The sequence below is a fragment of the Streptomyces sp. NPDC050423 genome (genome assembly GCF_040655445.1).
Lineage (GTDB): Bacteria > Actinomycetota > Actinomycetes > Streptomycetales > Streptomycetaceae > Streptomyces.
The window spans coordinates 24,104-49,613 of sequence record NZ_JBFAJY010000043.1; the positions used below are offsets into that span (position 1 = coordinate 24,104).

The following is a 25,510-nucleotide window of genomic DNA, read 5'->3' on the forward strand; positions in this document are numbered from 1 at the left end:
CCGCTGTGCCCCCGTACACCGGCCGCCTTCTCACCCGGACGAGCATGCACCCGGTGCGGCGGGTCCGTCCCGGGGGCGCGCACGGACGGCGTCCGGACGGGTGCCCCGCACCGGCTCAGCGGATGTGGCGCCCCGAGATCGCCCGCGCGATGACCAGGCGCTGGATCTCGCTGGTCCCCTCGAAGATCGTGTAGATCTTGGCGTCGCGGTACATCCGCTCGACCGGATGCTCCCGGCTGTACCCGGCGCCGCCGAGGATCTGCACGGCCTTCTCCGTGGCGGACACGGCGAGTTCACCTGCGCGCAGCTTGGACATGGAGCCCTGCCCCGCGTCGAAGGTCCGGTCGTTGCGGGCCATCCAGGCGGCCTGCCAGATCAGCAGCCGCACGGACTCGATCTCGGTACGGATGTCGGCGAGCGCGAAGGCGATCGACTGGTTCTCGATGATGGGGCGGCCGAACGCCTCGCGCTGTCCCGCGTACTCCAGCGCGTACTCGTACGCCGCGCGCGCGATGCCGAGCGCCTGGGCGCCGACCGTGGGGCGGCTGACCTCGAAGGTCGCCATCGCCGCCTGCCCCTTGGCGTTGGTGCCCTCGCGGGCGCGGGCGAGCCGTGCGTCCAGCTTCTCCTTTCCGCCGAGCAGGCAGTGCCCGGGGACCCGTACGTCGTCGAGGAAGACGTCCGCGGTGTGCGAGGCGCGCAGGCCGAGCTTCTTGATGGTGCGGCTCGCCGCCAAGCCCTTCGTGGCGGGCGGCACGATGAACGCGGCCTGCCCGCGGGCGCCGAGCGCAGGGTCGACCGAGGCGACGACCACATGGATCTCGGCGATGCCCCCGTTGGTGATCCAGGCCTTCTGGCCGGAGAGGACCCACTCGTCCCGGGCCTCGTCGTAGCGGGCCTTCGTGGTCATCGCGGAGACGTCGGAGCCGGCCTGCGGTTCGGACACGCAGAACGCCGCGACCTTCGGCTCGTCCTCGTCGCCGTAGCACTGCGGAACCCACTCGGCGAGCTGGTCCGGCGTGCCGGAGGCGAAGATCCCGGCGACGGCGAGGGAGGTGCCGAAGAGGGCCATGCCGATTCCGGCATCGCCCCAGAACAGCTCCTCGTTGGCTATCTGGAGGGAGAGTCCTGTCGGGTCGCCGTACATGTCGGCCAGCGATTCGAAACCGTACAGGCCGATCCTGGCGGCTTCCTGGATGACCGGCCAGGGGGTCTCCTCGCGGGCATCCCATTCGGCGGCCGCCGGGCGCACCACCTGGGCGGCGAAGCCGTGCACCCAGTTACGGAGGTCCTGCTGCTCCTCGGTGAGGGCGAGGGAGAAGTAGCTCATCGGCTCAGGCCTTCGGGATGTCGAAGTAGCGGGTGAGGCCCGAGGCGAGACCGACGTCGCCGGCCACCCTCAGCTTGCGCATCATGAACATCGTCACCGGATTCCCGTTGCCGGAGACCAGCTTGAGGAAGTCGGCGTCCCCCATCACCAGGGTCGTGCGCGGTTCGGCGTCGGAGCGGCCCTCGCTGATGGTGCAGGTGCCGTCCGCGATCGACGTCTCGAAGACCGCGTCACTGTCCCCGGTGATCTTCCAGCGGATCAGCGCCCTGAGCTGACCCGCGGCGTCCGGGCGGAACTGCTGCCTCATCCGGCCGAAGACCTCACCGAGCACCCGGGTGCGCAGTTCGCCGTGCATGACCTCGCCGAGTTGCCTGGCGGACAGGCCCTTCACGATCCGCGCGAACTCCGGCGGGGAGACGGCCGCGAAGTCGAGTGCGGCCAGTTCACCGGTGGGGTTGCCGCTGCTGTTGTCGGCCACGCCAGTTCCTTACTCTCAAGTAAACTTACTTTTGAGTAAGGTAAGCGTCGGGCCTCCCCTCCGCAAGGCGGTGCGAGCGCGGGCGCACCGCGGGGGAGTCACCAGGCGCTGCCGGGGTGGATCCTCAGCAGGGGGTGGTGCGCGGCCAGGAGCTTATTGGCGCGGGCCAGCTCCGACAGGGCCTGCTCGCGGTCGGCCTGGTCCTCGATGTCGAGCCGGGGACCGCGGAACCTGCGGACCTCGCGCGCGGCGCGCTCGGCGTCGAACTCCGCCTCCAGGATGTGCGGCGGGATGCAGGACCCGATCAGTGCGGCGACCCGGTCCGGAATCGGCACGGGGACGAGCAGGTGCGAGGCGGTCATGGGGTGTTCCCTCTCGAATGGTGGCCAGGAGGTCGTGCGGTGCGGCCGCCGGGTGGGCGGCCGACTTCTCCATGTGTACGGGACGCGGTTCCGCGTTTCTCGTTGAGAACGTCTCCGTGTGGCAACCGTTTGGGAGTGACCGGGTATTTCGCCTTACCCGTAAGTAAGTTGACTCGACGCGAGGGCCGTGATCCGGCCGGAAGCCGTTCTGCGGTACTCCTACAGGACGGATTCCCGGCTCCGGGCCTGCAACTGCAGCGCCCGCAGCACCGCCTCGGTGGAGAACCTGCTCTCGGGGTCGATCAGTTGCTCGCCGAAGATGGACTCCAGGTTGCGCATGCGGTAGCGGACGGTCTGCGGGTGCACATCGAGGAGTTCGCCCATGTGGGCCGCGGTGCCGCGGGTGTCGAGCCAGATGCGCAGCGTCTCGACCAGCCGCTCCCGGCGGTTGGCGCTGATTCCGGCGATGGGCGCGAGTTCCCGCTGGGCGAGCTGGTCCAGGAGGACCGGGTCGGACAGCAGCCACAGGGTGATGAGGTGGTCCTCGCACAGGACGAACGGCGCGTCGTCGATGACGCCCGCGTCGACGAGTTCGAGGATCCTCCTGGCCCAGCGGATCGAGTCCGAGGCCAGAGCGGTGGGGACGGTCAGCCCGATCGCGGCGCGTGTACCGAGGAGTGACTGGTCCAGCATGGATCTTCGGGCGTCGTCGAGGGGTCCGGGGATCAGTAAGTGCGGCTGGGGATCGCTGAGATCGGCCAGCAGGTCGCGGTCGGCACTGACCCGGTCGAGTCCGGCGGGAGCGCGCACCGCGACGAGGGTGACTTCGTCGGGCAGTGTCCACCCGGTCTGCTCGCACAGCTCGGCGATGGCGGTACGGGGGACGGGGCGCCCGGCCAGGATCAGGTGCAGCAGGCGCCGGCGCATCGCCTCGCCCTGCTCGCCCGTCTGTGACTGCACCTCCAGGAAGCCCTCGCGGGAGAGGGATTCGAGCTCGTCGATGTAGGTGAAGAGCGCGTCGGCGAAACTGAGCATCAGGGTCGGCGAGAAGTTGTAGCTCCGGCCCACCTTCTTCGCCCGTCGCAGCGCGACGCGGGCGCCGAGCCGGTAGGCGCCCTGAAGCGTCTCCATGGTGCGGCCTTCATAGGCCTCGAACCGTCCGAACCGGCGGCACATGTCGTCGCGCAGCGATGTCGAGGTGGACGGCTCCGCGACCAGGTCCACGAATGACGAGAGGCTCTGTTCGACGCCGACGCGAATGGCCTGGCCATTGGGTCCGCTGAGCAGGCGTGCGTATTCCGGATAGGCGCGCGTGACCTCGACGCCGATCTCCTTGATGAGGCTCGGCAGTTCGGGCCGCATGATCGCGGCGAATTCCTGGGGAAGCGGTCCCAGCGGATCCCCCGTGTCCAATGGCGAAATGACTTTCGGCATGAAGTGTCCCCTTGCTCTCCAGTGCCCGGTGGGGGGTGAGGCAGTGGGGGAAAGCGCTCCCACGAACCGACAGGTGCGTACCAAGTCCGCGATGAAGATAGACCAAGTCAGCTGCTGTGCCCACCACTTGCGCAAGATCGAAGTGCAGGGGGCACACATCTCGGCCTCGTTGTGCCGCTCCGGTGCAGGTGGGGAGTGACTGCTCACTTCCGGACAATATTTTTCGGACATTTAGTTCCGAGGAGACAAGAAAGTAACCGTGGGTAATGCCGACGTGTGTGTCCGCGGGTGCTGATTGCTCCGTCCCTCCGACGCCTGTCACCGAAGGCGCTGCCGGGCCGTGGTGTCGCCGGTCATGGGGTGGGGCATCCGGGGGAGCCTGTGGAGTGGTGAGTTCCGGTTCTGCCCTGTGGGTGGATTCGGCGTGGCTGAATGACTCATGGTGCGGACATGTCATTTGCGTACGACGTGGGGAGCGCGCGGCCCGGCCCTTCCTCGCCGAGGTGCGCCGCGCACTGCTCCTTCCGGAGGGTCCGGCCGGTCCGACGGCGGTGGGCCGGATGCGGTTGCCCGCGGCCGTCGGGGCCTCGGCCGAGCCGGTGCGGTGGCCGGCGGAGTCGTGGCGGACTGCGAAGAGTAATTCAATTCCCGAAACGAATGCTTCTGTGGTCCCCGGCGACGTTAAGGGCCTTTGTGTGAACGGATATCGAGTCGTCCGTGTCAGGATTCCGGGCACGGTGCCCGGGGGTGCCTGGCGCACCGTCACGGTGTGCGGGCGACGGGCTCGGTGGATGGCGCCGGGAGGGGCCGGCCCGGCGGTACGCGCCCTGCGCGCCCGCGCGACGGCCGTGGGTGGCTCCGCCCAGTTCAGCGGCGCCGTACCGGGAGACCGTCGGGCTGCGTACGGTGGCGAGATCGACGATCTTACCGGTGGGTAGGCGGTCGCGCGAGGGGTGCTCATCGCTCCGGTGGCTACGCCTCAGGTGAGTGTGTGGAGGCGGTGCCGGCCCGCGGACCTCCGCACAACTACTCACTTTCGGATAGAAAATCGTGGCGATCTGCTGAGTTATCGCTAAGACGGAATGGCTATATCGAGAGGCTCGGGGAATTTCTGTGCCGGGTATTGCAGCGTTGGGCTACTGGCTCGTAACGTTCGATCCGCACGGAGTTCGATCACGCAGTCGAGTCCATCGACTTCTGCGTTCCATGATGTTGAGCCGCCCTTGTGCCGAGCCCCTCGCCGGGTGCGGTCGCAAGGCAATCGGGTACGTCCAACTCCACATTCCGGAGGTAAGTTCCGTGAGAAGCACCCTCAAGCGAGCGCTGTTCGCCACCACTGTCGCCGCGGCGGCGTTCGGCTTTGCCACGACGTCGGCCTCGGCCACCGCACTCGCGACGTGGACCGTGACCAACCCCACTGGCACCTTCTCGGCCTCGCTCAAGTCCGGCACCGTGGCCACTCTGATCGACACCGTCACCAGCCAGCAGGTGGACTGCTCGACGGCGTCCGCCAGCGGAACCGCGACGAGCGGGACGTACGCCACCGGTACGGGCCTCGCGAAGATCACCGCCGCGACCTTCGGTTCGTCCGCCAGCCCGTGCCCCGGACCGCTCGGCTCCTCCTTCACGGCCGTGCTCGCCTCGGGCTCCACCATCAGCGTCAACGGGAGCACCTACAGCTCCGGCGTGACCAAGGGAACCCTGTCGGGCGTCCGCGTCAACCTGACGGGTGACACCATCCTCGGCACCTGCAAGGCGGTGATCACCGGTTCCGCGAGCAACGTCACCTACACCAACTCCACCGGTGAACTCGACATCAACAACGGTGCCGGTCTGAAGGTGGAGAGCGCCACCAACTGCAGTGGGCTGCTCAACGCCGGTGACGCGGCCACCTTCGACGCGACGTACAAGCTCGTCACGCCGATCACGATCACCTCGCCGTAACCGCGTCGGGTCGCCCGTACCGGGGGAGGGTTGCGGAGCAGAGCTCGATTCTGCTCCGCAACCCTTCCCCGGCGGCGGCCCGTTCGCCATCCGTATCCCATGGACGAGTGCTGAGCACCGAGACGACGGCAGGTTGAGGCGAGATGAGATTCAGGACGAGCGATCCGCGGCGCGCCGCACGGGTCGCGACGGTCGGCGCGCTGGCCCTGATGACCGGCCTCATGACGGGTACCGGGGAAGCCGCCGACACCCGGGTGGCCGAGGCGGACTTCGACTACACCTGTGAATCGCCCTCGGGCTCGGTACCGGTCGAGGTGACGGTCAAGGCGGAGCTGCCGCTCACCGCGGACATCGGATCTCCGATCCAGGTCCGTGATGTGGGGCTCTCCTTCGCGCTGCCACGTTCAGCGGTCTCCGGTCTGCCGGGGATCGACTCGGCCCTCGTCTCGGGGTCCGTGAGTGTGGTGGCGGACGTCTCGCAGCGGGGGGAGACGACGTCGGTGCCCTGGCAGGGACTGGAGATCCCGGAAGGGTCGGTTCCCGCCGAGGGCGACCTCGAATTCAGAGCCGCCGGAGACGTGCCGACGATCACTCCGAGGTCCAGCGGAACCATAGGCTTCGCACTGGGGCACCTCGACGTGGGCCTCGCCTTCCGGGCCGCGGAGGGCGAGCCGGCCGCCCCGCCTCCCGTCGCCCTCGCGTGCACGATCGACCCCGACCAGAGCGCGGAGCTGGCCGACGTGGACGTCCCCCCGCTCGGCGGGACCTCGTCGCCGGGACCGGGCGCTTCTCCCGGCACACCCGGGACGTCCAGGAACAGCGTCGGTTCCAGCGGCGAACCGAAGGCCCAGGACGACCCGAAGGCCGTGCTGGGGAAGGTGAACATACCCCCCGACTGCACGGTGATGATGGGGCCGATCGTGCAGGAACCGAAGGACGCGCACGGCTACATGGCGGGGTACTCCAACGTCAACAAACTGGACGGGGCCGCGAAGTTCAGCGACCCCGGGCTGCTCCGCCTCAACCTGAACACGTCCGTCTCCTTCCTCCAGTGCCCGACAGGGGTGAAGAGCTGGCTCACCACCGACGGCACACTCGACTACCACGGCAAACCGCAGATGCCGCCGGCCACGGCCACCTTCCTCACCTTCGGCTTCATGCCGACGACAGGGAAGCTTGAGCTCAGCCTCGAGGGCACGGTCGACATCGGCACACTCGGCGACTCCGCCCCCGATCCCGACACCAAGCAGTACAAGGAGACGACGACCGCTGTCGCCATGCTGCGGATACGCCTCTACGACGTCGTCGTCAACGGGGAACCGCTGGACGTCGGAGCCAACTGCCGCGCCGTGAGACCGATGGAGCTCACACTCGTCGGCAAGGGGAGTACCGGCACGAACGGCCCCGTCGGGTACACCGTGAAGACCGGAGGGCCGCTGACCGGCACCTCGGACGTGCCACCGTTCGCCGGATGCGGGGTCACCGAGGACCTCGACAGCCTCTTCACGGCTTCGGTGTCCGGCAAAGGCAATTTCACCAAGATGATGCAGTCCCCTCTGTGTGTCGAAGGCGTTCCGGCGAACTGCCCGGAGCCCGAGAAGCCCACCCCCGAACGCTGAGGGCTCTGCCACCCCGCTTCCAAGAAAGGCTGGACCATCAATGAGTGCTGCCCACAAACGTGTCAGACCCGCTCTGCTCGCCGCGCTGGTGGCGGTGGCCGTCGGTATTCCGCTGAGCACCTCACCGGCGAGCGCCGCCTCGGCCCAGGCGATGAGCGGCAACTGGGGTCCCTTCGCCCGGTGTCCGGTCGACGACCCGGCGATGCTCGCCGCTGACGGTACGACGGACATCGCGATATGCGTGTCCTCGCACTCCGAGAGCGGTTCCATCAAGCTCGGCAACACCGAGGCGACGACCGGTGCGAACGATCTCCAGTTCGGCGTGGTCCGCAACGCGTCCACCGGTGCGTCCAAGATCGTGGCGCCGGCCGGCGGAGCGATCGTCGGGGCGCCCACGGACATCCCCGGCGGCCTGCTCGGGCTCATGTGCCCCAGCGGCATTCCGGTGGTCTCGGGCATCTGCGGTCAGCTGGCCGACAGCAGTCTCAACCGGGTCGTGGCCACGGTGGAGTCGGCGGGGACACCCAGCAACTTCGACCTGACCGCGGGGATGCAGAGCGGAAAGACGATCGTCGACATTCCGATCCGGATTCACCTGCAGAACACCTTCCTCGGGTCCAAGTGCTACATCGGGACCACGTCCAGCCCGGTCGTCCTGCGTCCGCAGAACCTCTCGGTTCCGGCATTGGGCAGCCAGCGCTTCGACGCCGACGGTGCACCCAACACCGCAGGTCTGCTGAACCGCCTCTCGCTGACCGGCAACGACCAGGGGGACAGCGGCTTCGCCGTCCCCGGGGTGAGCGGCTGCGGCCCCCTGACCCTCGGCGAGCTCAACTGGGCGGTGAACCTGAAGACCGCGCTGCCCTCGGCGGCCGGCAACAACCACCTGGTGCTGAACGACACCGCCACCTACACGGCGGGGCTGGCCCTCCCCGGCAGTGCCGCACCCCACGCCGGCCAGGTGCTTTCGGACAACTGGCACATAGGTGTGGCCCAGTAGTCCGCACTTCTCCATTCCCGCGCCCCGCCCGGAATGCCGCTCCGGGCGGGGCGCAGGCATGCGTGAGCGATCATGGCGCGTCGACCGGGAACGACTCACTTGTCGATAACCGTACGAGGGCCTTTACTCACCTCCGTACAAAAACAACACGGCCGTCAATGGACGTGTAAAAAGTTCCGGGACCGCTATTGCGAAGGCAGGTTACCGGGCCGTAGCGTCCCGGGTGAGGGTTACGGAAACGCGTCCGTAACTGTTCGTCCGACGCACATGGAGTCCTGGTCGCGCCCCCCTTGACCCGGATTTCGCACCGGGAATGCTCAGCCCCGAACCCTCGGTCCGGGGGCGGCGCTCCCGCTGTCGGGGTCTCGCGGCTCCGGCCTCCGTGGACCGAGGGCCCCGACTCGCACGCCGGAGATCTTGCGCAGATTCCGACAAAGCCGGTGCGCGGCTTTGTCACTCGGTGACAAGTGATCCACACCGAGCACCTAGTTCGTCGATTTCCGCTGTTCAACGGCTTGTCCTGGCGGTTTCGACGGACATAACGTGCGCCTCCTGGTGCATGTGTGACGAGCCGCCATTGGATTTCTCAGAGCCGGAGCGCTGACAGATGACTTCGTTCACCGACATATCGAGGGAGGGCCGATGGGAATCGAAGTAGTCGTTGAAGGCCTTACGAAATCCTTCGGTAAGCAGAACATCTGGCAGGACGTCAGCCTTACCCTGCCCGCCGGCGAGGTGAGTGTGATGCTCGGTCCTTCCGGTACCGGAAAGACCGTCTTCCTGAAGTCCCTCATCGGTCTGCTCAAGCCCGAGCAGGGGCGCGTGCTCATCAATGGCGTCGACATGGTGAACAGTCCCGAACGGAAGATCATGGAGACCAGGAAGCTCTTCGGTCTCATGTTCCAGGACGGTGCGCTCTTCGGATCGATGTCCCTCTTCGACAACATCGCTTTCCCCTTGCGTGAGCACACCCGCAAGAAGGAATCGGAAATCCGCCGGATCGTCATGGAGCGGATCGATATCGTCGGACTGCTCGGCGACGAGGACAAACTGCCCGGCGAGATATCCGGCGGTATGCGCAAGCGGGCCGGCCTGGCCCGCGCCCTCGTCCTGGATCCGCAGATCATTCTCTGCGACGAGCCGGACTCCGGGCTCGACCCGGTCCGCACCGCCTACATCTCCCAGCTGCTCATCGATCTCAACGCGCAGATCGACGCGACGATGCTGATCGTCACCCACAACCTCGACATCGCGGCCACCGTCCCGGACAACATGGGCATGCTGTTCTGCCGCAACCTCGTCACTTTCGGGCCGCGCGAGGTGCTGCTGACCAGCGATCTGCCCGTCGTCTCCCAGTTCCTGTCCGGCCGCCGCGAAGGGCCCATCGGCATGTCGGAGGAGAAGGACGCCGCCACGCTCGCGGCCGAGGAGGTCAACGGCTACGGGCAGGGCATCAGTTCGGCCAACGCCACGCGCACCGTTGTCCCGCAGCTGGAGCCCTCACCGGGCCTGCCCGTACGGCAGGGCGCGCTGCGCCGCCGGGAGCGGGTCATGTCGATGATGGGGCAGCTGCCGGAGGCCGCCCGTACGGCCATCCTGAACAGCTACAGCCCCGCCGCCGGCGGTGGACGCCCGTGACCGCCCCCATGCCGGTGCGGCCCCCCGAGCCGCCCGCGGACCGGGTGCCGGAGAAGGCGCCCGAGGAGAGACGCCCGACCCGGCTGTTCGCCCCGCTGCGGGAGACGGGCAGGCTCTTCACCCTCGCCGGGACCGTGTGCCGCGAGACGTTCCGCCGGCCCTTCCAGGTACGGGAGTTCATCGAGCAGTTCTGGTTCGTCGCCAGCGTCACCATCCTGCCCGCAGCCCTCGTGTCCATCCCGTTCGGCGCGGTCATCGCACTTCAGGTCGGCTCGCTCACCCAGCAGCTCGGCGCCCAGTCGTTCACCGGCGGCGCCAGCGTCCTCGCCGTCATTCAGCAGGCCAGCCCCATCATCGTGGCGCTGCTGGTCTCCGGGGCCGCCGGGTCGGCCATCTGCGCCGACCTCGGATCACGCAAGATCCGCGAGGAGCTCGACGCGATGGAGGTCATGGGCGTCTCGCCCGTCCAGCGCCTCGTCGTCCCGCGGGTACTGGCGACGATGCTGGTGGCCGTCCTGCTGAACGGACTGGTCTCCGTCGTCGGCACGCTCGGCGGCTACTTCTTCAACGTGATCCTCCAGCACGGCACCCCCGGCGCCTACCTGTCCAGCTTCTCCGCCCTGGCCCAGCTGCCCGACCTGTACATCAGCGAGATCAAGGCCCTGATCTTCGGCTTCATCGCGGGCATCGTCGCCGCCTACCGCGGCCTCAACCCGCGCGGCGGGCCGAAGGGGGTCGGGGACGCGGTCAACCAGTCCGTCGTCATCACCTTCATGCTGCTGTTCTTCGTGAACATGATCCTCACGGCGATCTACCTCCAGATCGTCCCCGCGAAGGGGAGCTGACCGATGTCGATGCTCAGCTGGCTCGACCGATCCGGTGACCAACTCACCTTCTACGTACGGGCACTGCTCTGGATCCCCCGGACCCTGCGGCGCTATCTCAAGGAGGTGCAGCGGCTCCTGGCCGAGGTCGCCTTCGGCAGCGGCGGCCTCGGTGTCGTCGGCGGCACCATCGGCGTGATGATCGCGATGACGCTGGCCACCGGTACGGTCGTCGGCCTCCAGGGGTACGCGGCGCTCAACCAGATCGGCACCGCCGCCTTCACCGGGTTCATCTCCGCCTACTTCAACACCCGTGAGATCGCCCCGCTCGTCGCCGGACTCGCGCTTTCCGCGACCGTCGGCGCGGGCTTCACCGCCCAGCTCGGCGCCATGCGGATCAACGAGGAGATCGACGGCCTGGAGGCGATGGGCGTGCGGTCCATGCCCTACCTCGTCACCACCCGCATCATCGCCGGGGTCGTCGCCATCGTCCCGCTGTACGCGATCGGACTGCTCTCCTCCTACGTCTCCTCCCGCTACGTCACCGTCCTGTTCAACGGGCAGTCGGCCGGCACCTACGACCACTACTTCAACCTCTTCCTGTCTCCGCAGGACGTACTGCTGTCGGTGCTCAAGGTGCTGATCTTCAGCGTGATGGTGATCCTCGCGCACTGCTACTACGGCTTCCACGCCACCGGCGGCCCCGCCGGAGTGGGAGTGGCGGTCGGCCGGTCGGTGCGGAACGCGATCGTGCTGATCAGCGTCACCGACTTCTTCCTCTCGCTCGCCATCTGGGGCGCCACGACGACGGTGAAGGTGGCCGGCTGATGAACTCCCGGACCACGCGCACCGCCCGCCGCAGACTCGCCGGAGTCGCTCTCCTGCTCGTGCCCGCCGTACTCATCTGGGTGTCGATAGCCGTGTACAACAAGGACTTCACCGACGACGCGACGGTGACGGTACGGACCGGAAGCGTCGGCAACGAGATGCACGACAACGCCGATGTGAAGCTGCGCGGAGTCGTCATCGGCCAGGTCCGCGACATCTCGGCCGACGGCGAGGGCGCCCGCCTCACTCTCGCGATCAAACCCGGCGAGCTCGACCGGATCCCCGCCGACGTCACCGCCCAGATGCTGCCCACCACCCTGTTCGGCGAACGGTTCGTGGCGCTCGTGCCGCCCGCCGTACCGTCCGCGCGGACACTGCGGGCCGGGGCCGTCATCCCGCAGGACCGCTCCAGCAACGCCATCGAGCTGGAAGAGGTCCTGGACAACGTCCTGCCGCTGCTGACCGCGGTACAGCCGGCGAAGCTCTCCGCCACCCTCAACGCGGTCTCCCAGGCACTGAGGGGACGCGGCGAGAAGCTCGGCGACACCCTCGTCAGGCTCGACGCGCACCTCCAGAAGTTCAACCCCCAACTCCCCACGCTCAACGCCGACATCAAGGAACTCGTCAAGGTGAGCAGGGTGTACGGGGACGCCGCACCGGATGTCCTGGACGCACTCACCGACTTCACCACCACCAGCGGCACCCTCGCCGACCAGCAGGCGGAGCTCGCCGACCTCTACGGATCCACGACCTCCTCCGCGCAGGACCTCACCTCGTTCCTCCAGGAGAACAAGGACAACCTCATCCGCCTCTCCGCCACGGGGAGGCCGACGCTGGAACTCCTCGCGAAGTACTCCGACGAATTCCCCTGCACCCTGCGGACCGTGGCCGGATTCGTCCCGGCGATGGACAAGGCGCTCGGCAAGGGCACCGGACAGCCAGGCCTCCACGTCACCGTCAAGTCCGTGAAGTCCAAGGGGAAGTACGTGCCCGGCAAGGACACCCCGGTCTACGACGCGACCGGCGGACCGCACTGCTACTCCGTGCCGTACGTCGGTACGACCGAGCCGACGGCCGCCGGACGCGCTGCCGCCTCGCCGGCCCCCGGCGACAAGCCGGCCGCCGACGAGCAGACCGGCACCGGCGCCACGGACACCTCCCTCGGCATGCCCAACTCCCCGCAGGAGAGCCGGCTCGTCAACGAGCTGGTCGCTCCCTCACTGAAAGTCCAGCCGCAGACCCTGCCCGACTGGAGCAGCGTGCTCATCGGTCCGGCCTTCCGCGGCGCGGAGGTGAAGCTCAAGTGAAGCGCCGCTCCCTCGCGGGACCGCTCGCGAAATCGATCGTCTTCATCCTGGTGACCGTCCTGGCCACCACCGTCCTGGGACTGTCCATCGCCAACACCGGGGTCGGTGACACCACCACGTACAAGGCGAGGTTCACCGACGCCACCGGGCTGATCGTCGGCGACAGCGTACGGATCGCCGGAGTCAAGGTCGGGCAGGTCGAGTCGATCAGGGTCGCGGACAGGCGGCGCGCCGAGGTCGGCTTCGCCGTCCGCAAGGGACGCAGCCTCCCCGCCTCCGTGACCGCGTCGATCAAGTACCTCAACATGGTCGGCCAGCGCTACATCGACCTCGACCAGGGCGCCGGACCGGTCGGCCGGAGCTTCGCCGCCGGAGCGACCATCCCGCTCTCGCGCACCACACCGGCCCTCGATCTGACCCAGCTCTTCAACGGCTTCCAGCCGCTGTTCGAAGGACTGTCCCCGCCCGACGTCAACCAGCTCGCCGGCTCCATCGTCCAGGTGCTCCAGGGCGAGGGCGGCACCGTCGACAGCATCCTCCAGCACGTCGGCTCACTGACCTCCACGGTCGCGGCCAAGGACAAGGTGATCGGTGAGGTGATCAAGAACCTCAACACGGTCCTGAAGACCGTGAACGACCGGGAGGCCGGCTTCAACGACCTCGTCGACACGCTCCAGCAGCTCGTCACCGGCTTCTCGGGCGACCGCAAACCGCTCGGGCAGGCAGTCACCGCGATGGGTGCGCTCACCACCGTCACCGCCGACCTGCTCCAGGACGGACGTAAGCCCCTCAAGGACGACATCAAGGAACTCGGCCGACTCTCCGACCAGTTGGGCAAGGGCACTCCGCAGATCGAGAACTTCCTGAAGAAGACCCCCGCCAAGATGGAGGCGATCGGCCGGCTCGCCTCGTACGGGTCCTGGCTCAACCTCTATCTCTGCGAGGCCAAGGTCAGCGGTGTGAGCACCGAGGACGGCAGCGAGCCGCCCACCGGCATCGCGATCACCCAGCCGAGGTGCCTGGCATGAGAATCAAACCCCTGCGGGAACGCAACCCCGTCGCCATCGGCATCGCCGGACTCCTCGTCCTGGCCCTCATCGGCTTCGGCGCCTACCGTGCCGACTCGCTGCCCTTCATCGGCGGCGGCACCACCTACACCGCCGACTTCACCGAGTCCGCCGGGCTCGACGACGGCGACGAGGTACGGATCGCCGGCGTCAAGGTCGGCGAGGTCACCGGAGTCTCGCTCGACGGCGCCAAGGTCAAGGTCAGCTTCCGGGTCAAGGACGCCTGGATCGGCAACTCCTCCACCGTGGGCATCGCCATCAAGACCCTGCTGGGCGACAAGTACCTCGCCGTCGACCCGCTCGGCACCGGGCCCCAGGACCCGGACCGGCGCATCACCGCGAGCCGCACCACCTCCCCGTACGACGTCACCCAGGCGTTCAACGGGCTCGGCGAGACCTTCGGGGAGATCGACACCAAGCAGCTCGCCAAGAGCTTCGAGACGATCTCCGCCACCTTCAAGGACTCGCCGCCCGACGTGAAGAGCGCCGCCGACGGGCTCTCCGCACTCTCCAGGACCGTCTCCCAGCGGGATGCCCAGCTGGCCACGCTCCTCAAGGGCAGCAAGCAGCTGACCGGGACCCTCGCCCACAAGAAGAGCAGCTTCGAGACCCTGCTGGAGGACGGCAACCTGCTCCTCGGCGAGATCCAGGCCCGCCGCGACTCCATCCATCTGCTGCTCACCGGCACCCGGGACCTCGGCACCCAGCTCACCGGCCTGGTCGCGGACAACAACAAGCAGCTGAAGCCCACCCTGGACTCGCTCGGCCGGGTCACCGCCGTCCTGGTCAAGAACCGCAAGAGCCTCGACAAGGTGCTGTCGCTGGCGGGTTCCTACAACCGGCTCGTCGGCAACACGCTCGGCAACGGCCGCTGGCTCGACAACTACGTCTGCGGGGTCGTCCCGAGGGACTACCTCCCCGCCGGCACGCCCCCGGCCACCGGATGCATGCCACCCAAGCAGCAAGGCGGCCGCTGACATGAGACTCACGCGCATCGTCGGCATCGGCGCCGGACTCGCCGTCGTGGCTGTCGCGGCCACCTCCGGCGTGATGGCCATGGACGACGAGGGGAAGACGACGGTCACCGCCTACTTCGACCAGGCCACCGGTGTGTACGCCGGATCTGACCTGCGGATCCTCGGAGTGAAGGTCGGCACCGTCGAGTCGGTGCGGCCGAAGGGCGAGGAGGTCGAGGTCAGGCTCCGCGTCGACAAGGGCGTCAAGGTTCCCAAGGACGTGCACGCCGTGGTCGTCGCCCCCAGCCTGGTCGCCGACCGGTACGTCCAACTCGCCCCCGCGTACGAAGGGGGACCGGTACTGGCGGACGAGGCGGAACTGCCCGCCTCGCACAACGCCACCCCGGTCGAGGTCGATCAGCTGTACGCCTCCATCACGGAACTCTCCACCGCCCTCGGCCCCGACGGGGCGAACTCCGACGGCGCGCTGGCGAAGCTCCTGGACACCGGGGCGAAGAACCTCGACGGCAACGGAAGGGCGATCGGGGACTCCATCGAACAGTTCGGCAAGGCGACGAAGACCCTCGACAAGAGCAGCGGGAACCTCTTCGACACCCTGTCCTACCTCCAGACCTTCACCACCATGCTGAAGGACAACGACGGCAACGTCCGCGAGGCCGAACAACAGCTCAACTCGGTCACCGGATTCCTGGCCGACGACAAGAAGAACCTCAGCGCGGCCCTGAAGGAACTGGGCACCGCCCTCGGCCAGGTCAAGACCTTCATCAAGGACAACCGCGGCGCCCTGAAGGCGAACGTGGACGCCCTGGTGCCGATCACCCAGACCCTGGTCGACCAGCGGGCCTCGCTCGCCGAGTCGATGGACACGCTGCCGCTCGCCGCGGACAACGTGATCAAGGCCTACGACCCGTTGAACCGCACCATCAACGGCCGTACCAACCTCAACGAACTCTCCATGGGCGGACCGCTCACGGACGAGTCCGCCGGCCTGAGCGGACTCTCGCCCGTGGACGCCGCCCGCCAGAAGGCACTGCCCTCGCTGCCGCTGCCCGCCGTGGGCACCGTCTACGGCACCCCCGAGAAGACCGTCACGCAGAAGAAGGGGGCGAAGCGATGAACCGCGTCCTGCGCCGGTCCGGCGCCCGCGTGACCGGCGTCGCCGCCGTGCTGGCGGTGGCCGTCGGCCTGGCCCTGATCGTCACCACGGTCGACCTGCCGACGTTCACCGGCATCGACCAGTTGCCGCTGCCGGGCGGCGCGGACCTCGGCGACCACCCGTACGAGATCACCGCCGAGTTCGGGGACGTGCTCAGCCTCGCCCCGCAGTCCTCGGTGAAGGTCAACGACGTGGCCGTCGGCCGTGTCACCAAGATCTCGCTGGCCCCGGGCAGCTGGAACGCCAAGGTCACCATGCGGGTCAACGGTGGGATCAGACTCCCCGCGAACGCGTACGCGCACCTGGAGCAGTCCAGCCTGCTCGGCGAGAAGTACATCCAGCTCTCGCCCCCCGCGTCCGGCACCGCCAAGGGCGCACTCGCCGACGGGGACCGCATCCCGCTCACCCGGACCAACCGGAACCCGGAGGTCGAGGAGGTGTTCGGCGCACTGTCGATGCTCCTCAACGGCGGCGGTATCGACCAGCTGAAGACCATCACCACCGAGCTCAACAAGGCACTGGCCGGGCAGGAACCCCAGGTCCGCTCCATGCTCAGCCGGGTCAACACCCTCGTCACCAACCTGGACGACCACAGAGGGGACATCACCGACGCCCTCGACGGCGTCAACCGGCTGTCCGCCACCCTCGCCACCCGCAAACAGGACGTCGGCACCGTCCTCACCAAGCTCAGCCCCGGCATGAAGGTCCTGGAGAAGCAGCGCGGCTCGCTCATGACCATGCTGCGCTCGCTCGACACGCTCTCCACCGTCGCCGTCGACACGGTGAACAAGAGCAAGGCCGACATGGTCGCCGACCTCAAGGCCCTCACTCCCACCCTCCAGGCCCTCGCCGACTCCGGCCAGGATCTGCCCGACTCGCTCCAGGTGCTGCTGACCTACCCGTTCACCGACGAGGTGCTGAGCGGCGTGAAGGGTGACTACCTCAATGTCTACCTGGACGTGACGGCCCTGCCCGGCACCCAGATCATTCCGCCGCTCGACCCGGGCGGCACCACACCCCCGGCCGTTCAGGGCAGCACCGCCCAGAAGTCCGGCGCGGCACTGCCGCTGCCGCTTCCCTCGGTCACGGGACCGGCCACGAAGGGGAGCACCCGATGATCACCCTGGCCATCCGGCTCAAGAACATCGCCTTCCTGATCATCGCGGTGCTCGTCCTCGGCTACCTCGGGGTGCGCTACGCCGACCTCGGCCACTACGTCGGGATGCGCAGCTACTACACCGTCAAGGTCCAGCTCCCGCAGACCGGCGGCCTGTTCACCCACTCCAACGTCACCTACCGGGGCGTGTCCGTGGGCCGGGTCGGGCCGATCGAGCTCACCGACGACGGCGTGGAGGCCGAACTCCGCATCGAGAAGGACTCCCCGCCCATCCCGGACGCCCTGAAAGCCGTGGTCGCCAACCTCTCCTCGGTCGGCGAGGAGTACATCGACCTGCGGCCGACCCGCACCGAGGGCCCGTACCTGGCGAACGGTTCCGTCATCGACCAGGCCGACACCACGATCCCGGCCCCCGTCACCGACGTGCTCACCAGCGTCGACGACCTCGCCGGCTCCGTCGACCTGGAATCCCTGCGCACCGTCGTCGACGAGTTCGGCACTGCCTTCGAGGGGCGCGGCGACGACCTCCAGGTACTGCTGGACACCAGCAGCGACTTCGTCCAGGCGGCCGACGACGCACTGCCCGTCAACACCCGGCTGATGATCGACGGCGAGACCGTACTGCGCACCCAGGCCGAACAGGGCGACGCGCTCAAGGGCTTCGCGTCCGGCGCCAAGGAACTGGCCGCCGAACTCAAGGGGTCCGACACCGACCTGCGCAAGCTGATCGCGGTCGCCCCCGACGCCACCGGCCAGATCAGCGGACTCCTGCGGGACCTCGACCCGAGCTTCGGAGTCGTCGTCGCCAACCTCCTCACCACCTCGGACGTCGCCGTCACCCGGCAGCGCGGACTGGAGGAACTGCTGGTGAAGGTCCCCGAGGTCGCGGCCGTGGGCTCCAGCGCCGTCGACGAGAACGGTGCCCGGTTCGGCATGTCCGTCACCTTCTTCGAGCCGCTGCCCTGCACCTCGGGCTACGGCGGTACGACCTACCGCAACGGGCTCGACGTCACGGCCGGCCCCCCGCTCAACACCAAGGCCCGCTGCGCCTCCTCGCCCGGAACGGGCGTCAACGTCCGGGGCAGCGCGAACGCGCCGAAGGGCGGGGCACTGCCCCCGCCGGCCAAGCCCGGCTCGATGCTCCTGGGCGACGACACGTCGACGGACCGGCTTCCCGGGGCGCTAGGTGTCCCCGACACCGCCCCGGCCGCCGAGGGCATGGCCGGTCTGCTGGGTCTCGGCCAGGGAGGCAGCTCATGACATCCCGTACCAGGACATCGATCGGCTGGGCCGCACTGCTCGCCGCCGCACTGATCTGCGCGCTCGGCGCCTGGTCGTACGCCCAGGCGCGCGGCGACGACGACCTGGCGTACGCCAAGAGCCGGGACACCGCGCTGGCCGACGGGAAGGCGCACCTCGCCCGGCTCAACAGCCTGGACGGCAAGGACGCCAAGAGCGTGGACGCCGGTCTGGGCAGCTGGCTCCGGTCCTCGACCGGACCGCTGCACGAACAGCTGAAGCGCACCCGGACCAAGGACGCGCGCGAGCTGACGAAGTCCGGTTCCACGGCGACGGGGAAGGTCACCGACGCGGCACTCACCGCACTCGATGACCGGACCGGTACGGCACAGATGATCGCGACCGTCGATGTCCAGGTCACTCCGCGCACCGGGAAGGGCGGCGCCGAACGCAAGCGTTTCGAGGCCACCCTCGCCCGGACCGAGGACGGCTGGAAGGTCAAGGCACTGACGGCGATACCGGTCAGGAGCGGCACATGAAGCGGCAGGGAGGGACGACGGTCGTGACCACCGGCACGGAGGTGGAGGACGTCGGGGAACTCGGGGCGCCCGGGGACGGGGAACACCCGCAGGAGCCCGGAACGGACGGCCCCGGAACGGACGAGTCCGCGCGGACCGGGGCCGGGCGGGACGAACCGGCCCCCGGCACGGGCCGCCGCCGGCTGCGCCTCGTGGCGGGGGTACTGGTCGTGGCGCTGCTCGCGGCCGGTGGCGGACTCTTCGTCATGGGCCGGCAGCTGCGCGACACCCCGGCCACCGCCAACACGGCGCTCACCGACAGCGAGGCGACCACCCGGGTCGCGGGCGATGTCACCAACGCGCTCGGCAAGGTCTTCTCCTACAGCCCCTCGGCCACCGCCGTCACCAAGGAGTCCGCGAAACAACTGCTGGCGGGCAAGGCGCTCCAGCAGTACGCGGCGCTGTTCGGCCAGGTCGAGAAGCAGGCCGCCGACCAGAAGCTCACCCTCACCACCCATGTCGTACGCGCCGGGGTGACCCGGCTGAGCCACGACAGCGCACATCTGCTCGTCTTCCTCGACCAGGTCTACGAACGCCAGGGCAAGACCGCCAGCACGGCGGCGGCGCAGCTGTCCGTCACCGCCCAACTGCGGGACGGACGCTGGACGATCATCGAGATCACCTCCAGATAGCGCGGTACGGACATACCGAACACAGCACTGCACAGCACGGCACAGCACAGGGCCGGCCGGCAGGGAGAGGCAGCAATGGCACGGGTACGGATGACGAGGAATCCGCTGGTGGCGGCGGCGATCGTGCTGACGGTCGCGGCGGCCGGCGCGGCGGGCTGGGGCGGAGTGTCCCGGTACCAGGCATCGCACGACGACTCGGCGGCGTACGCGCAGACCCGCGACGACGCGCTGGCCGCGGGCGAGCAGGCCGTGCAGAACATGAACACGCTCGACCACCAGGAGCTGGCCAAGGGGCTCGACAGCTGGGAGGACTCCACCACCGGCGACCTGCACCAGCAACTCCTCGACGGGCGGGACGCGTTCGTGAAGCAGATCCAGGAGGCCAAGACCGTCAGCACGGCCAAGGTGCTGTCCGGTGCGGTCACGGAGCTCGACGACCGGGCCGGCCGGGCCGGGGTCATGGTGGCGCTGCGGGTGACCGTGACCGCGCCGAAGGGCAAGCCCGCGGTGAAGGAGAGCCGGATGCTCGGGCAGCTCACCCGTACCTCCGAGGGGTGGAAGCTCAGCGCCCTCGGTCAGGCGCCCGTCGGCAACACGGCCGGCTGACGCCACCGACTCCCACCCCGCACCGAGAGGATTCCCCGGACATGTCGACGACCCGTCACCTCGTCAACCGGCAGCGCCGCCTGGCCACCGTCGCCGCGACGGAACGCACCGCCACGACCGCCACCGCCCCCAGGCCCGCCGAGCCGGACTCCGAGCCCGGCGAGTCCGGGCAGGAGAGTGCCACCGCGGCCGGCGAAGACAGCCCCGAAGCCGAAACCGGAGGCGATCCCGAATCGGAGGAGAAGGCGGAGAAGGAGGAGCCGCCGTCCGGGCGGCCGCTGCGTCTCCGGGTCTCGCTGCCCGCCGTCCTGTGCGTCCTGACCGTACTTCTCGGCTCCTTCGCCGCCTGGGCGTTCACCTCGGCGGGCAGTCTGCGCGACGACCCGAGCCGGCAGAACACCGCCCTCACCGACATCGGCCGCAGCAGCGAGGTGAAGGGCCAGATCACCGAGGCGGTGGGCGCGGTGTTCTCGTACAACTACGCCTCGCCGGCCAAGGCCGACACCGCGGTGAAGACCTACCTGGTGGGCAAGGCGGTACAGCAGCACGAGGACATGCTCGCCGACGTACGGGCGCAGGCGCCCAAGCAGAAGCTGGTCCTCACCACGACCGTCACCGAGAGCGGTGTGGAGCTGCTCGACGGCGACCGGGCCCGGCTGCTGGTCTTCGCCGACCAGAGCAACACCCGTACCGGCAAGTCGCAGGAGACGACGTATGCCGCGGCGATGTTCGCCGTGGACGCGGTTCGCCGGGGCGGCACCTGGCGGATATCGGCCATCGACACGTTCTCCCGGTGACCCGGGAGAGAGGAGAGCACGCATGAGGTTCAACGGCACCATGCGCCGCGGACTCGGTGGAACCGCAGCCGCCGTCGCCGCGATGGCGGCGCTCACCGCCTCCCAGGGACCGGGGCTCGTGGCGCACCAGGAGACGCACGAACAGCGCCAGGAGACCGACGAGGTCAGGTGGTCGGAGGTACCCAACGACGACTCGTACCACACCGAACTGCCGCCGCTGAAGAGCCCCGAGCCCCCGAAACCGGGCGTCAAGCAGAGCCGGGCCGTCACCGCCTCGTGGGCCGAGGCGGGGATTCCGGCCACGGTGCTCGCCGCCTACCGCAAGGCGGAGAGCTCGCTGCGGCGCAGCGACCCGGGCTGCGGGCTGCCGTGGCAGTTACTGGCGGCCATCGGCAAGGTCGAGTCCGGGCACGCGGGCGGCGGCAGGGTCGACGCCCAGGGCACGACGCTCTCACCGATCCTCGGACCGGTGCTCAACGGCGCGGGATTCGCCGACATCCCGGACACCGACGGCGGGGCGTACGACGGGGACAAGACCTTCGACCGGGCGGTCGGCCCGATGCAGTTCATCCCCTCGACCTGGGCGCACTGGGGGAGGGACGGCAACGGTGACGGGCGCAGTGACCCGAGCAACGTCTACGACGCGGCGCTGGCCGCCGGGGCCTACCTCTGCGCCGGGCCGCGCGATCTGAGGGTGCGGGCGGATCTCGACCGGGCGATCCTGAGCTACAACCACTCGGACACGTATCTGCGCACCGTGCTGTCCTGGCTGGAGTTCTACCGCAAGGGCACCCATCCGGTCACCGACGGGCAGGGCCCGGTGCCCAGGAGCCCCGGCGCCGGGAGCCCGGACGAGCCCAAGCACCCCGTGGGCGGACCGGGCGACGACAACGGCGGCGGCATCGAGGTCGGCCCGCAGCCCGGCCACACCAAGGCCCCGACGTCCCCGGCCCCCTCGCCCGGCGATTCGGGCTCCCCGGACCCCGGCGGTTCCACCGACCCGGGCTCCTCGCCCGATCCGACCGACAGCGGATCCGCCACCCCCGATCCCGGCACCAGCCCCGGCCCGTCCACCAGCCCCGGCCCGTCCACCAGCCCGGACCCCGACCCGAGCACCACCAAGCCCGCTCCGGGCTGCGAGACGGACTCCCCGTCGCCCGAACCGGGCGACACCACCGGGGCCACTCAGTCGCCGTCACCCGATCCGAGCACGACCCCCGAGCCCTGCACCACGCCCTCGCTGCCGCCGGCCGCCGACTGATCCCGGCCCGTCCGGCTCAGCCGCCGGCCGACAGCACCTCGGCCAGGTCGTACCGCACCACCTCTTCCAGCTGCGCGTACGTGCAGCCGGCGGGGGTGCGGTCCGGCCGCCACCGGCGGAACTGGGCCGTGTGCCGGAACCGGTCGCCCTCCATGTGGTCGTACGCCACCTCGCAGACCCGCTCCGGGCGCACCGGCACCCACGACTGGTCCTTCTTGCCGGACCACCGGCTCGGGTTGCCGGGCAGCCGGGCGTGCTCGTGCGCCCCGGCGTCCTGCCAGGCCCCCCAGGGATGGCCGGTGAAGTCCGTCACCAGTGGCTCCAGTTCGGTGACCAGCTCCGCGCGGCGCTTCATCGGGAAGGCCGCGCAGACCCCCACGTGCTGGAGGGCACCCGCCTCGTCGTACAGGCCGAGCAGCAGCGAGCCGACGACCGGGCCGCTCTTGTGGTGGCGGTAGCCCGCGACCACGCAGTCGGCGGTCCGCTCGTGCTTGATCTTGTACATCACCCGGGTGTCGGGCCGGTAGGGCAGATCGAGCGGTTTGGCGACGACCCCGTCGAGACCGGCGCCCTCGTACCGTTCGAACCACTCCTGGGCGACGGCCGGGTCGGTGGTCGCCGGGGCGAGGTGGACGGGTGCCGATGTGCCGGACAGTGCGGCCTCCAGCACCGTTCTCCGTTCCGACTGCCGTGCGCTCAGGAGGGAGTCGTCGCCCACGGCGAGGACGTCGAAGGCGACCAGGCTGGCCGGGGTCTGCTCGGCGAGCAGCCGTACCCGGGAGTCGGCGGGGTGGATACGCTCGCTCAGCCGGTCGAAGTCGAGCCGTCCCTCGTGCGCGACCACGATCTCGCCGTCGATCACACAGCGGTCCGGCAGGTTGTCCCGGACCGCGGTGACCAGCTCGGGGAAGTAGCGGGTGAGCGGCTTTCCGGTGCGGCTGCCGATCACCACCTCGTCGCCGTCCCGGTGCACGATCGCCCGGAAGCCGTCCCACTTGGCCTCGTACTGCATGCCCGGCGGGATCCGGGACACGGACTTGGCGAGCATCGGCTTCACGGGCGGCATCACCGGCAGATCCATGCCCCGATTGTGGACCGTCCGACGATCAGAGTCTCCCGATATGCGGCATATGTGTGCTCGGCCTACCGTGGCCGACATGGCAGCAGCGGGCAAAGCGGTGGAACTGGACGCGGGCGGACGGCCCGTCCGGCTGTCCAGTCCGGACAAGGTCTACTTCCCGGAGAAGGGCTACACCAAGAGGGACGTGGCCGAGTACTTCCTGGCCGTGGGTCCCGGCATCACCCGTGCCCTGCGCAACCGGCCCACCACCCTCCAGCGCTTCGTGGACGGGGTCGAGGGTGAGTTCTTCTACCAGAAGCGGGCCCCGAAGAACCTCCCCGAATGGATCCCCACCGCCCGCATCGCCTTCCCCAGCGGCCGCCCGGCCGACGAGATCTGCCCCACCGAGGTGGCCGCCGTCATCTGGGCCGCCAACCTGGGAACGCTCACCTTCCACCCGTGGCCGGTCCGGGGCGGTGACACCGACCATCCCGACGAACTGCGCATCGACCTCGACCCCCAGCCCGGCACCGGGTACGCCGACGCGGTGCGGGCCGCCCACGAGCTGCGCTCCGTACTGGACGACCACGGTCTGCGCGGCTGGCCCAAGACCTCCGGCGGCCGCGGCATCCATGTCTTCGTTCCCATCGAGGCCCGCTGGACGTTCACCGAGGTCCGGCGGGCGACCATCGCGGCGGGCCGGGAGCTGGAACGCCGGATGCCGGACCGGGTGACCACCGCCTGGTGGAAGGAGGAGCGAGGCGAGCGGATCTTCGTCGACTTCAACCAGACCGCCCGGGACCGCACGATCGCCTCCGCCTACTCCGTGCGCCCCCGCCCGCACGCCCCGGTCTCGGCGCCCCTGCGCTGGGAGGAGATCGACGACGCGGAACCGCGCGACTTCGACATCCGGACCATGCCGGCGCGGTACGCGGAAACGGGCGACGTGCACGCGGACATGGATGAGCACGCCTTCCGGCTCGACCGGCTCCTGGAGCTCGCCGACCGCGACGAGCGGGAGCGCGGGCTGGGTGACATGCCGTACCCGCCGGAGTACCCGAAGATGCCCGGCGAACCGAAACGGGTCCAGCCGAGCCGCGCCCGGCACGACGAGGACGGCGAAGGATGAGCGAGCCCGGTCCCGACCCGACCACGCCGGGCCCCGACCCGGCCGCGCCCGCACCCGATCCCGCTCCGCCGCACGGAGCCCACGGCCGGCCGCCGAACCCCGGTCAGAGGTGGGCGGCGTACAAGAAGTCGCCCTACCTCCCGGCGACAGTGATCATGCTCATCCTCGCGGCCGCCGCCGGGCTCTTCGCCGGCTCCTACACGTACGCGATGGCCAACCCGACCCCGCACCGGATCCCGACCGCCGTGGTCAGCCGGCCGGACACGGCTCGCGGCATGGAGTTCGTCGCCGCGATGGACGAGGCCCTGGACGCCTCGCTGGTCATCCATGTCTTCGCGACCCCCGCCGAGGCACGCGAGGCGCTGGAGGAACAGCAGGTCTTCGCGATCGTGCGGGCCGGCAGCCGGGGGGTGTCACTCGACGTGGCCGGCGCCTCCGGGGCCGCCGTCGCCCAGGTGCTCGCACAGTCCGCCGTGAAGGTGGGGCACACGCTCGGCGTCCCCGTCTCCGTCACGGACGTCAAACCGCTCCACAAGGGCGATCCGCGCGGGCTCGCGCTCTTCTACATCTCGCTCGCCGCCGTCATCATCGGTTTCGTCGGCTCCATCCAGCTGAACGTGCACGCCAGTGGCCTGCGGCCGCTCGAACGGATCGCGTTCACGATCGCCTACGCGCTGCTCGGCGGGTTCTGCATCGCCGCTGTGGTGGACTGGCTGCTGGGCGCCGTCGATCTGCCGTTCTTCGAGTCCTGGCTGATCCTGGCGCTCACGATGTTCACCACGGGCATGGTCTTCCTCATGTTCAACACCCTCTTGGGGCGCTGGGCCATGATCCCGACCTGGGGCCTGCTGGTGCTCCTGGGGAACCCGTCCTCCGGCGGGGCCGTGTCCTGGCCGCTGCTGCCCTCGGTGCTCGGGCACATCGGACGCTGGCTGCCGCCCGGCGCCTCCGTCAACGCCCAGCACACCGCCGTCTACTACCAGGGGCATCAGCGGATCTTCCCGTTCCTGGTGCTCGCGGGCTGGGCCCTGGTCTCCGGCACGGTCTTCTGGGTGGGAACCCACCGGAAACAGGGAGGCCGCGACCACATGCCTGAGCATGCGGCCGCGGCCACCTGAACCACTCCC

At 69.3% G+C, this 25,510-nt stretch carries 24 protein-coding genes; 19 read left to right on the plus strand and 5 right to left on the minus strand.

Going from position 1 to position 25,510, the window contains the following annotated elements:
• Positions 1 to 115: 115 nt before the first annotated feature.
• From AB0I52_RS27135 to AB0I52_RS27150, 4 genes are all read right to left on the minus strand, one after another.
• Complete coding sequence (locus tag AB0I52_RS27135) at positions 116 to 1,330, minus strand: acyl-CoA dehydrogenase family protein (protein ID WP_363076871.1); 1,215 nt, start codon at positions 1,328 to 1,330, stop codon at positions 116 to 118.
• A gap of 4 nt (positions 1,331 to 1,334) precedes the next feature.
• Positions 1,335 to 1,808, minus strand: a complete 474-nt coding sequence (locus AB0I52_RS27140) for an SCP2 sterol-binding domain-containing protein (RefSeq protein ID WP_363076873.1) — start codon at positions 1,806 to 1,808, stop codon at positions 1,335 to 1,337.
• A 98-nt stretch (positions 1,809 to 1,906) separates the two neighbouring features.
• Positions 1,907 to 2,170, minus strand: a complete 264-nt coding sequence (locus AB0I52_RS27145) for a hypothetical protein (protein ID WP_363076875.1) — start codon at positions 2,168 to 2,170, stop codon at positions 1,907 to 1,909.
• A 219-nt stretch (positions 2,171 to 2,389) separates the two neighbouring features.
• A complete protein-coding gene (locus AB0I52_RS27150; protein WP_363076877.1) occupies positions 2,390 to 3,604 on the minus strand; it encodes a helix-turn-helix domain-containing protein in 1,215 nt (404 codons plus the stop codon).
• 1,299 nt (positions 3,605 to 4,903) lie between these two features.
• Between AB0I52_RS27150 and AB0I52_RS27155 the strand changes: the two genes are divergently transcribed.
• The 17 genes from AB0I52_RS27155 to AB0I52_RS27235 all read left to right on the plus strand — a co-directional run bounded on the left by AB0I52_RS27155 (position 4,904) and on the right by AB0I52_RS27235 (position 22,194).
• The gene (locus AB0I52_RS27155; protein WP_363076879.1) at positions 4,904 to 5,548 is read left to right on the plus strand and encodes a hypothetical protein; all 645 of its coding nucleotides are present in this window, start codon (positions 4,904 to 4,906) and stop codon (positions 5,546 to 5,548) included.
• 143 nt (positions 5,549 to 5,691) lie between these two features.
• Positions 5,692 to 7,167, plus strand: coding sequence for a DUF6801 domain-containing protein (locus tag AB0I52_RS27160; protein WP_363076881.1), 1,476 nt, complete (start codon positions 5,692 to 5,694; stop codon positions 7,165 to 7,167).
• A 40-nt stretch (positions 7,168 to 7,207) separates the two neighbouring features.
• Positions 7,208 to 8,167 carry a hypothetical protein gene (locus tag AB0I52_RS27165; protein WP_363076883.1) on the plus strand — a complete coding sequence of 320 codons (960 nt, stop codon included), beginning with the start codon at positions 7,208 to 7,210 and terminating at the stop codon, positions 8,165 to 8,167.
• 642 nt (positions 8,168 to 8,809) lie between these two features.
• Positions 8,810 to 9,805 carry an ATP-binding cassette domain-containing protein gene (locus AB0I52_RS27170; RefSeq protein WP_311302047.1) on the plus strand — a complete coding sequence of 332 codons (996 nt, stop codon included), beginning with the start codon at positions 8,810 to 8,812 and terminating at the stop codon, positions 9,803 to 9,805.
• On the plus strand, positions 9,802 to 10,650 hold the full coding sequence (locus AB0I52_RS27175; protein ID WP_362952542.1) for an ABC transporter permease: 849 nt from the start codon (positions 9,802 to 9,804) through the stop codon (positions 10,648 to 10,650). Before AB0I52_RS27170 ends, AB0I52_RS27175 begins: the two co-directional genes overlap by 4 nt.
• A 3-nt stretch (positions 10,651 to 10,653) precedes the next feature.
• On the plus strand, positions 10,654 to 11,457 hold the full coding sequence (locus tag AB0I52_RS27180) for an ABC transporter permease (RefSeq protein ID WP_363029835.1): 804 nt from the start codon (positions 10,654 to 10,656) through the stop codon (positions 11,455 to 11,457).
• A complete protein-coding gene (locus AB0I52_RS27185) occupies positions 11,457 to 12,764 on the plus strand; it encodes an MCE family protein (RefSeq protein WP_363076886.1) in 1,308 nt (435 codons plus the stop codon). The genes AB0I52_RS27180 and AB0I52_RS27185 overlap by 1 nt, the downstream gene beginning before the upstream one ends.
• Positions 12,761 to 13,792, plus strand: a complete 1,032-nt coding sequence (locus AB0I52_RS27190) for an MCE family protein (RefSeq protein WP_363076888.1) — start codon at positions 12,761 to 12,763, stop codon at positions 13,790 to 13,792. Before AB0I52_RS27185 ends, AB0I52_RS27190 begins: the two co-directional genes overlap by 4 nt.
• Entirely contained in the window at positions 13,789 to 14,808 is a 1,020-nt protein-coding gene (locus tag AB0I52_RS27195) for an MCE family protein (RefSeq protein WP_363076890.1), read from the plus strand. Before AB0I52_RS27190 ends, AB0I52_RS27195 begins: the two co-directional genes overlap by 4 nt.
• 1 nt (position 14,809) lies before the next feature.
• Complete coding sequence (locus AB0I52_RS27200) at positions 14,810 to 15,925, plus strand: MCE family protein (protein WP_363076892.1); 1,116 nt, start codon at positions 14,810 to 14,812, stop codon at positions 15,923 to 15,925.
• Positions 15,922 to 17,082: an MCE family protein gene (locus AB0I52_RS27205; protein WP_363076894.1), complete on the plus strand. Its 1,161-nt coding sequence runs from the start codon at positions 15,922 to 15,924 to the stop codon at positions 17,080 to 17,082. The genes AB0I52_RS27200 and AB0I52_RS27205 overlap by 4 nt, the downstream gene beginning before the upstream one ends.
• Positions 17,079 to 18,341, plus strand: a complete 1,263-nt coding sequence (locus AB0I52_RS27210; RefSeq protein WP_363076896.1) for an MlaD family protein — start codon at positions 17,079 to 17,081, stop codon at positions 18,339 to 18,341. The genes AB0I52_RS27205 and AB0I52_RS27210 overlap by 4 nt, the downstream gene beginning before the upstream one ends.
• A complete protein-coding gene (locus AB0I52_RS27215; protein WP_363076898.1) occupies positions 18,338 to 18,859 on the plus strand; it encodes a hypothetical protein in 522 nt (173 codons plus the stop codon). The genes AB0I52_RS27210 and AB0I52_RS27215 overlap by 4 nt, the downstream gene beginning before the upstream one ends.
• A complete protein-coding gene (locus AB0I52_RS27220; RefSeq protein ID WP_363076900.1) occupies positions 18,856 to 19,530 on the plus strand; it encodes a hypothetical protein in 675 nt (224 codons plus the stop codon). Before AB0I52_RS27215 ends, AB0I52_RS27220 begins: the two co-directional genes overlap by 4 nt.
• Before the next feature lie 75 nt (positions 19,531 to 19,605).
• Positions 19,606 to 20,136 (plus strand): hypothetical protein, encoded by a 531-nt coding sequence (locus AB0I52_RS27225; protein WP_363076902.1) that lies wholly within the window; start codon positions 19,606 to 19,608, stop codon positions 20,134 to 20,136.
• A gap of 41 nt (positions 20,137 to 20,177) precedes the next feature.
• A complete protein-coding gene (locus AB0I52_RS27230; protein WP_363076904.1) occupies positions 20,178 to 20,933 on the plus strand; it encodes a hypothetical protein in 756 nt (251 codons plus the stop codon).
• A 22-nt stretch (positions 20,934 to 20,955) separates the two neighbouring features.
• Positions 20,956 to 22,194: a lytic murein transglycosylase gene (locus AB0I52_RS27235; RefSeq protein WP_363076906.1), complete on the plus strand. Its 1,239-nt coding sequence runs from the start codon at positions 20,956 to 20,958 to the stop codon at positions 22,192 to 22,194.
• Positions 22,195 to 22,210: 16 nt separating this feature from the next.
• On the opposite strand, the gene AB0I52_RS27240 is transcribed toward AB0I52_RS27235, so the two are convergent.
• Positions 22,211 to 23,275, minus strand: a complete 1,065-nt coding sequence (locus AB0I52_RS27240) for an ATP-dependent DNA ligase (RefSeq protein WP_363076908.1) — start codon at positions 23,273 to 23,275, stop codon at positions 22,211 to 22,213.
• A 97-nt stretch (positions 23,276 to 23,372) separates the two neighbouring features.
• Here AB0I52_RS27240 and ligD point away from each other — a divergent pair, with 97 nt between their 5' ends.
• Positions 23,373 to 24,383 carry a non-homologous end-joining DNA ligase gene (ligD, locus tag AB0I52_RS27245; protein WP_363076953.1) on the plus strand — a complete coding sequence of 337 codons (1,011 nt, stop codon included), beginning with the start codon at positions 23,373 to 23,375 and terminating at the stop codon, positions 24,381 to 24,383.
• Positions 24,380 to 25,501, plus strand: a complete 1,122-nt coding sequence (locus AB0I52_RS27250) for an ABC transporter permease (RefSeq protein WP_363076910.1) — start codon at positions 24,380 to 24,382, stop codon at positions 25,499 to 25,501. The genes ligD and AB0I52_RS27250 overlap by 4 nt, the downstream gene beginning before the upstream one ends.
• The last annotated feature ends 9 nt before the right edge of the window (positions 25,502 to 25,510 follow it).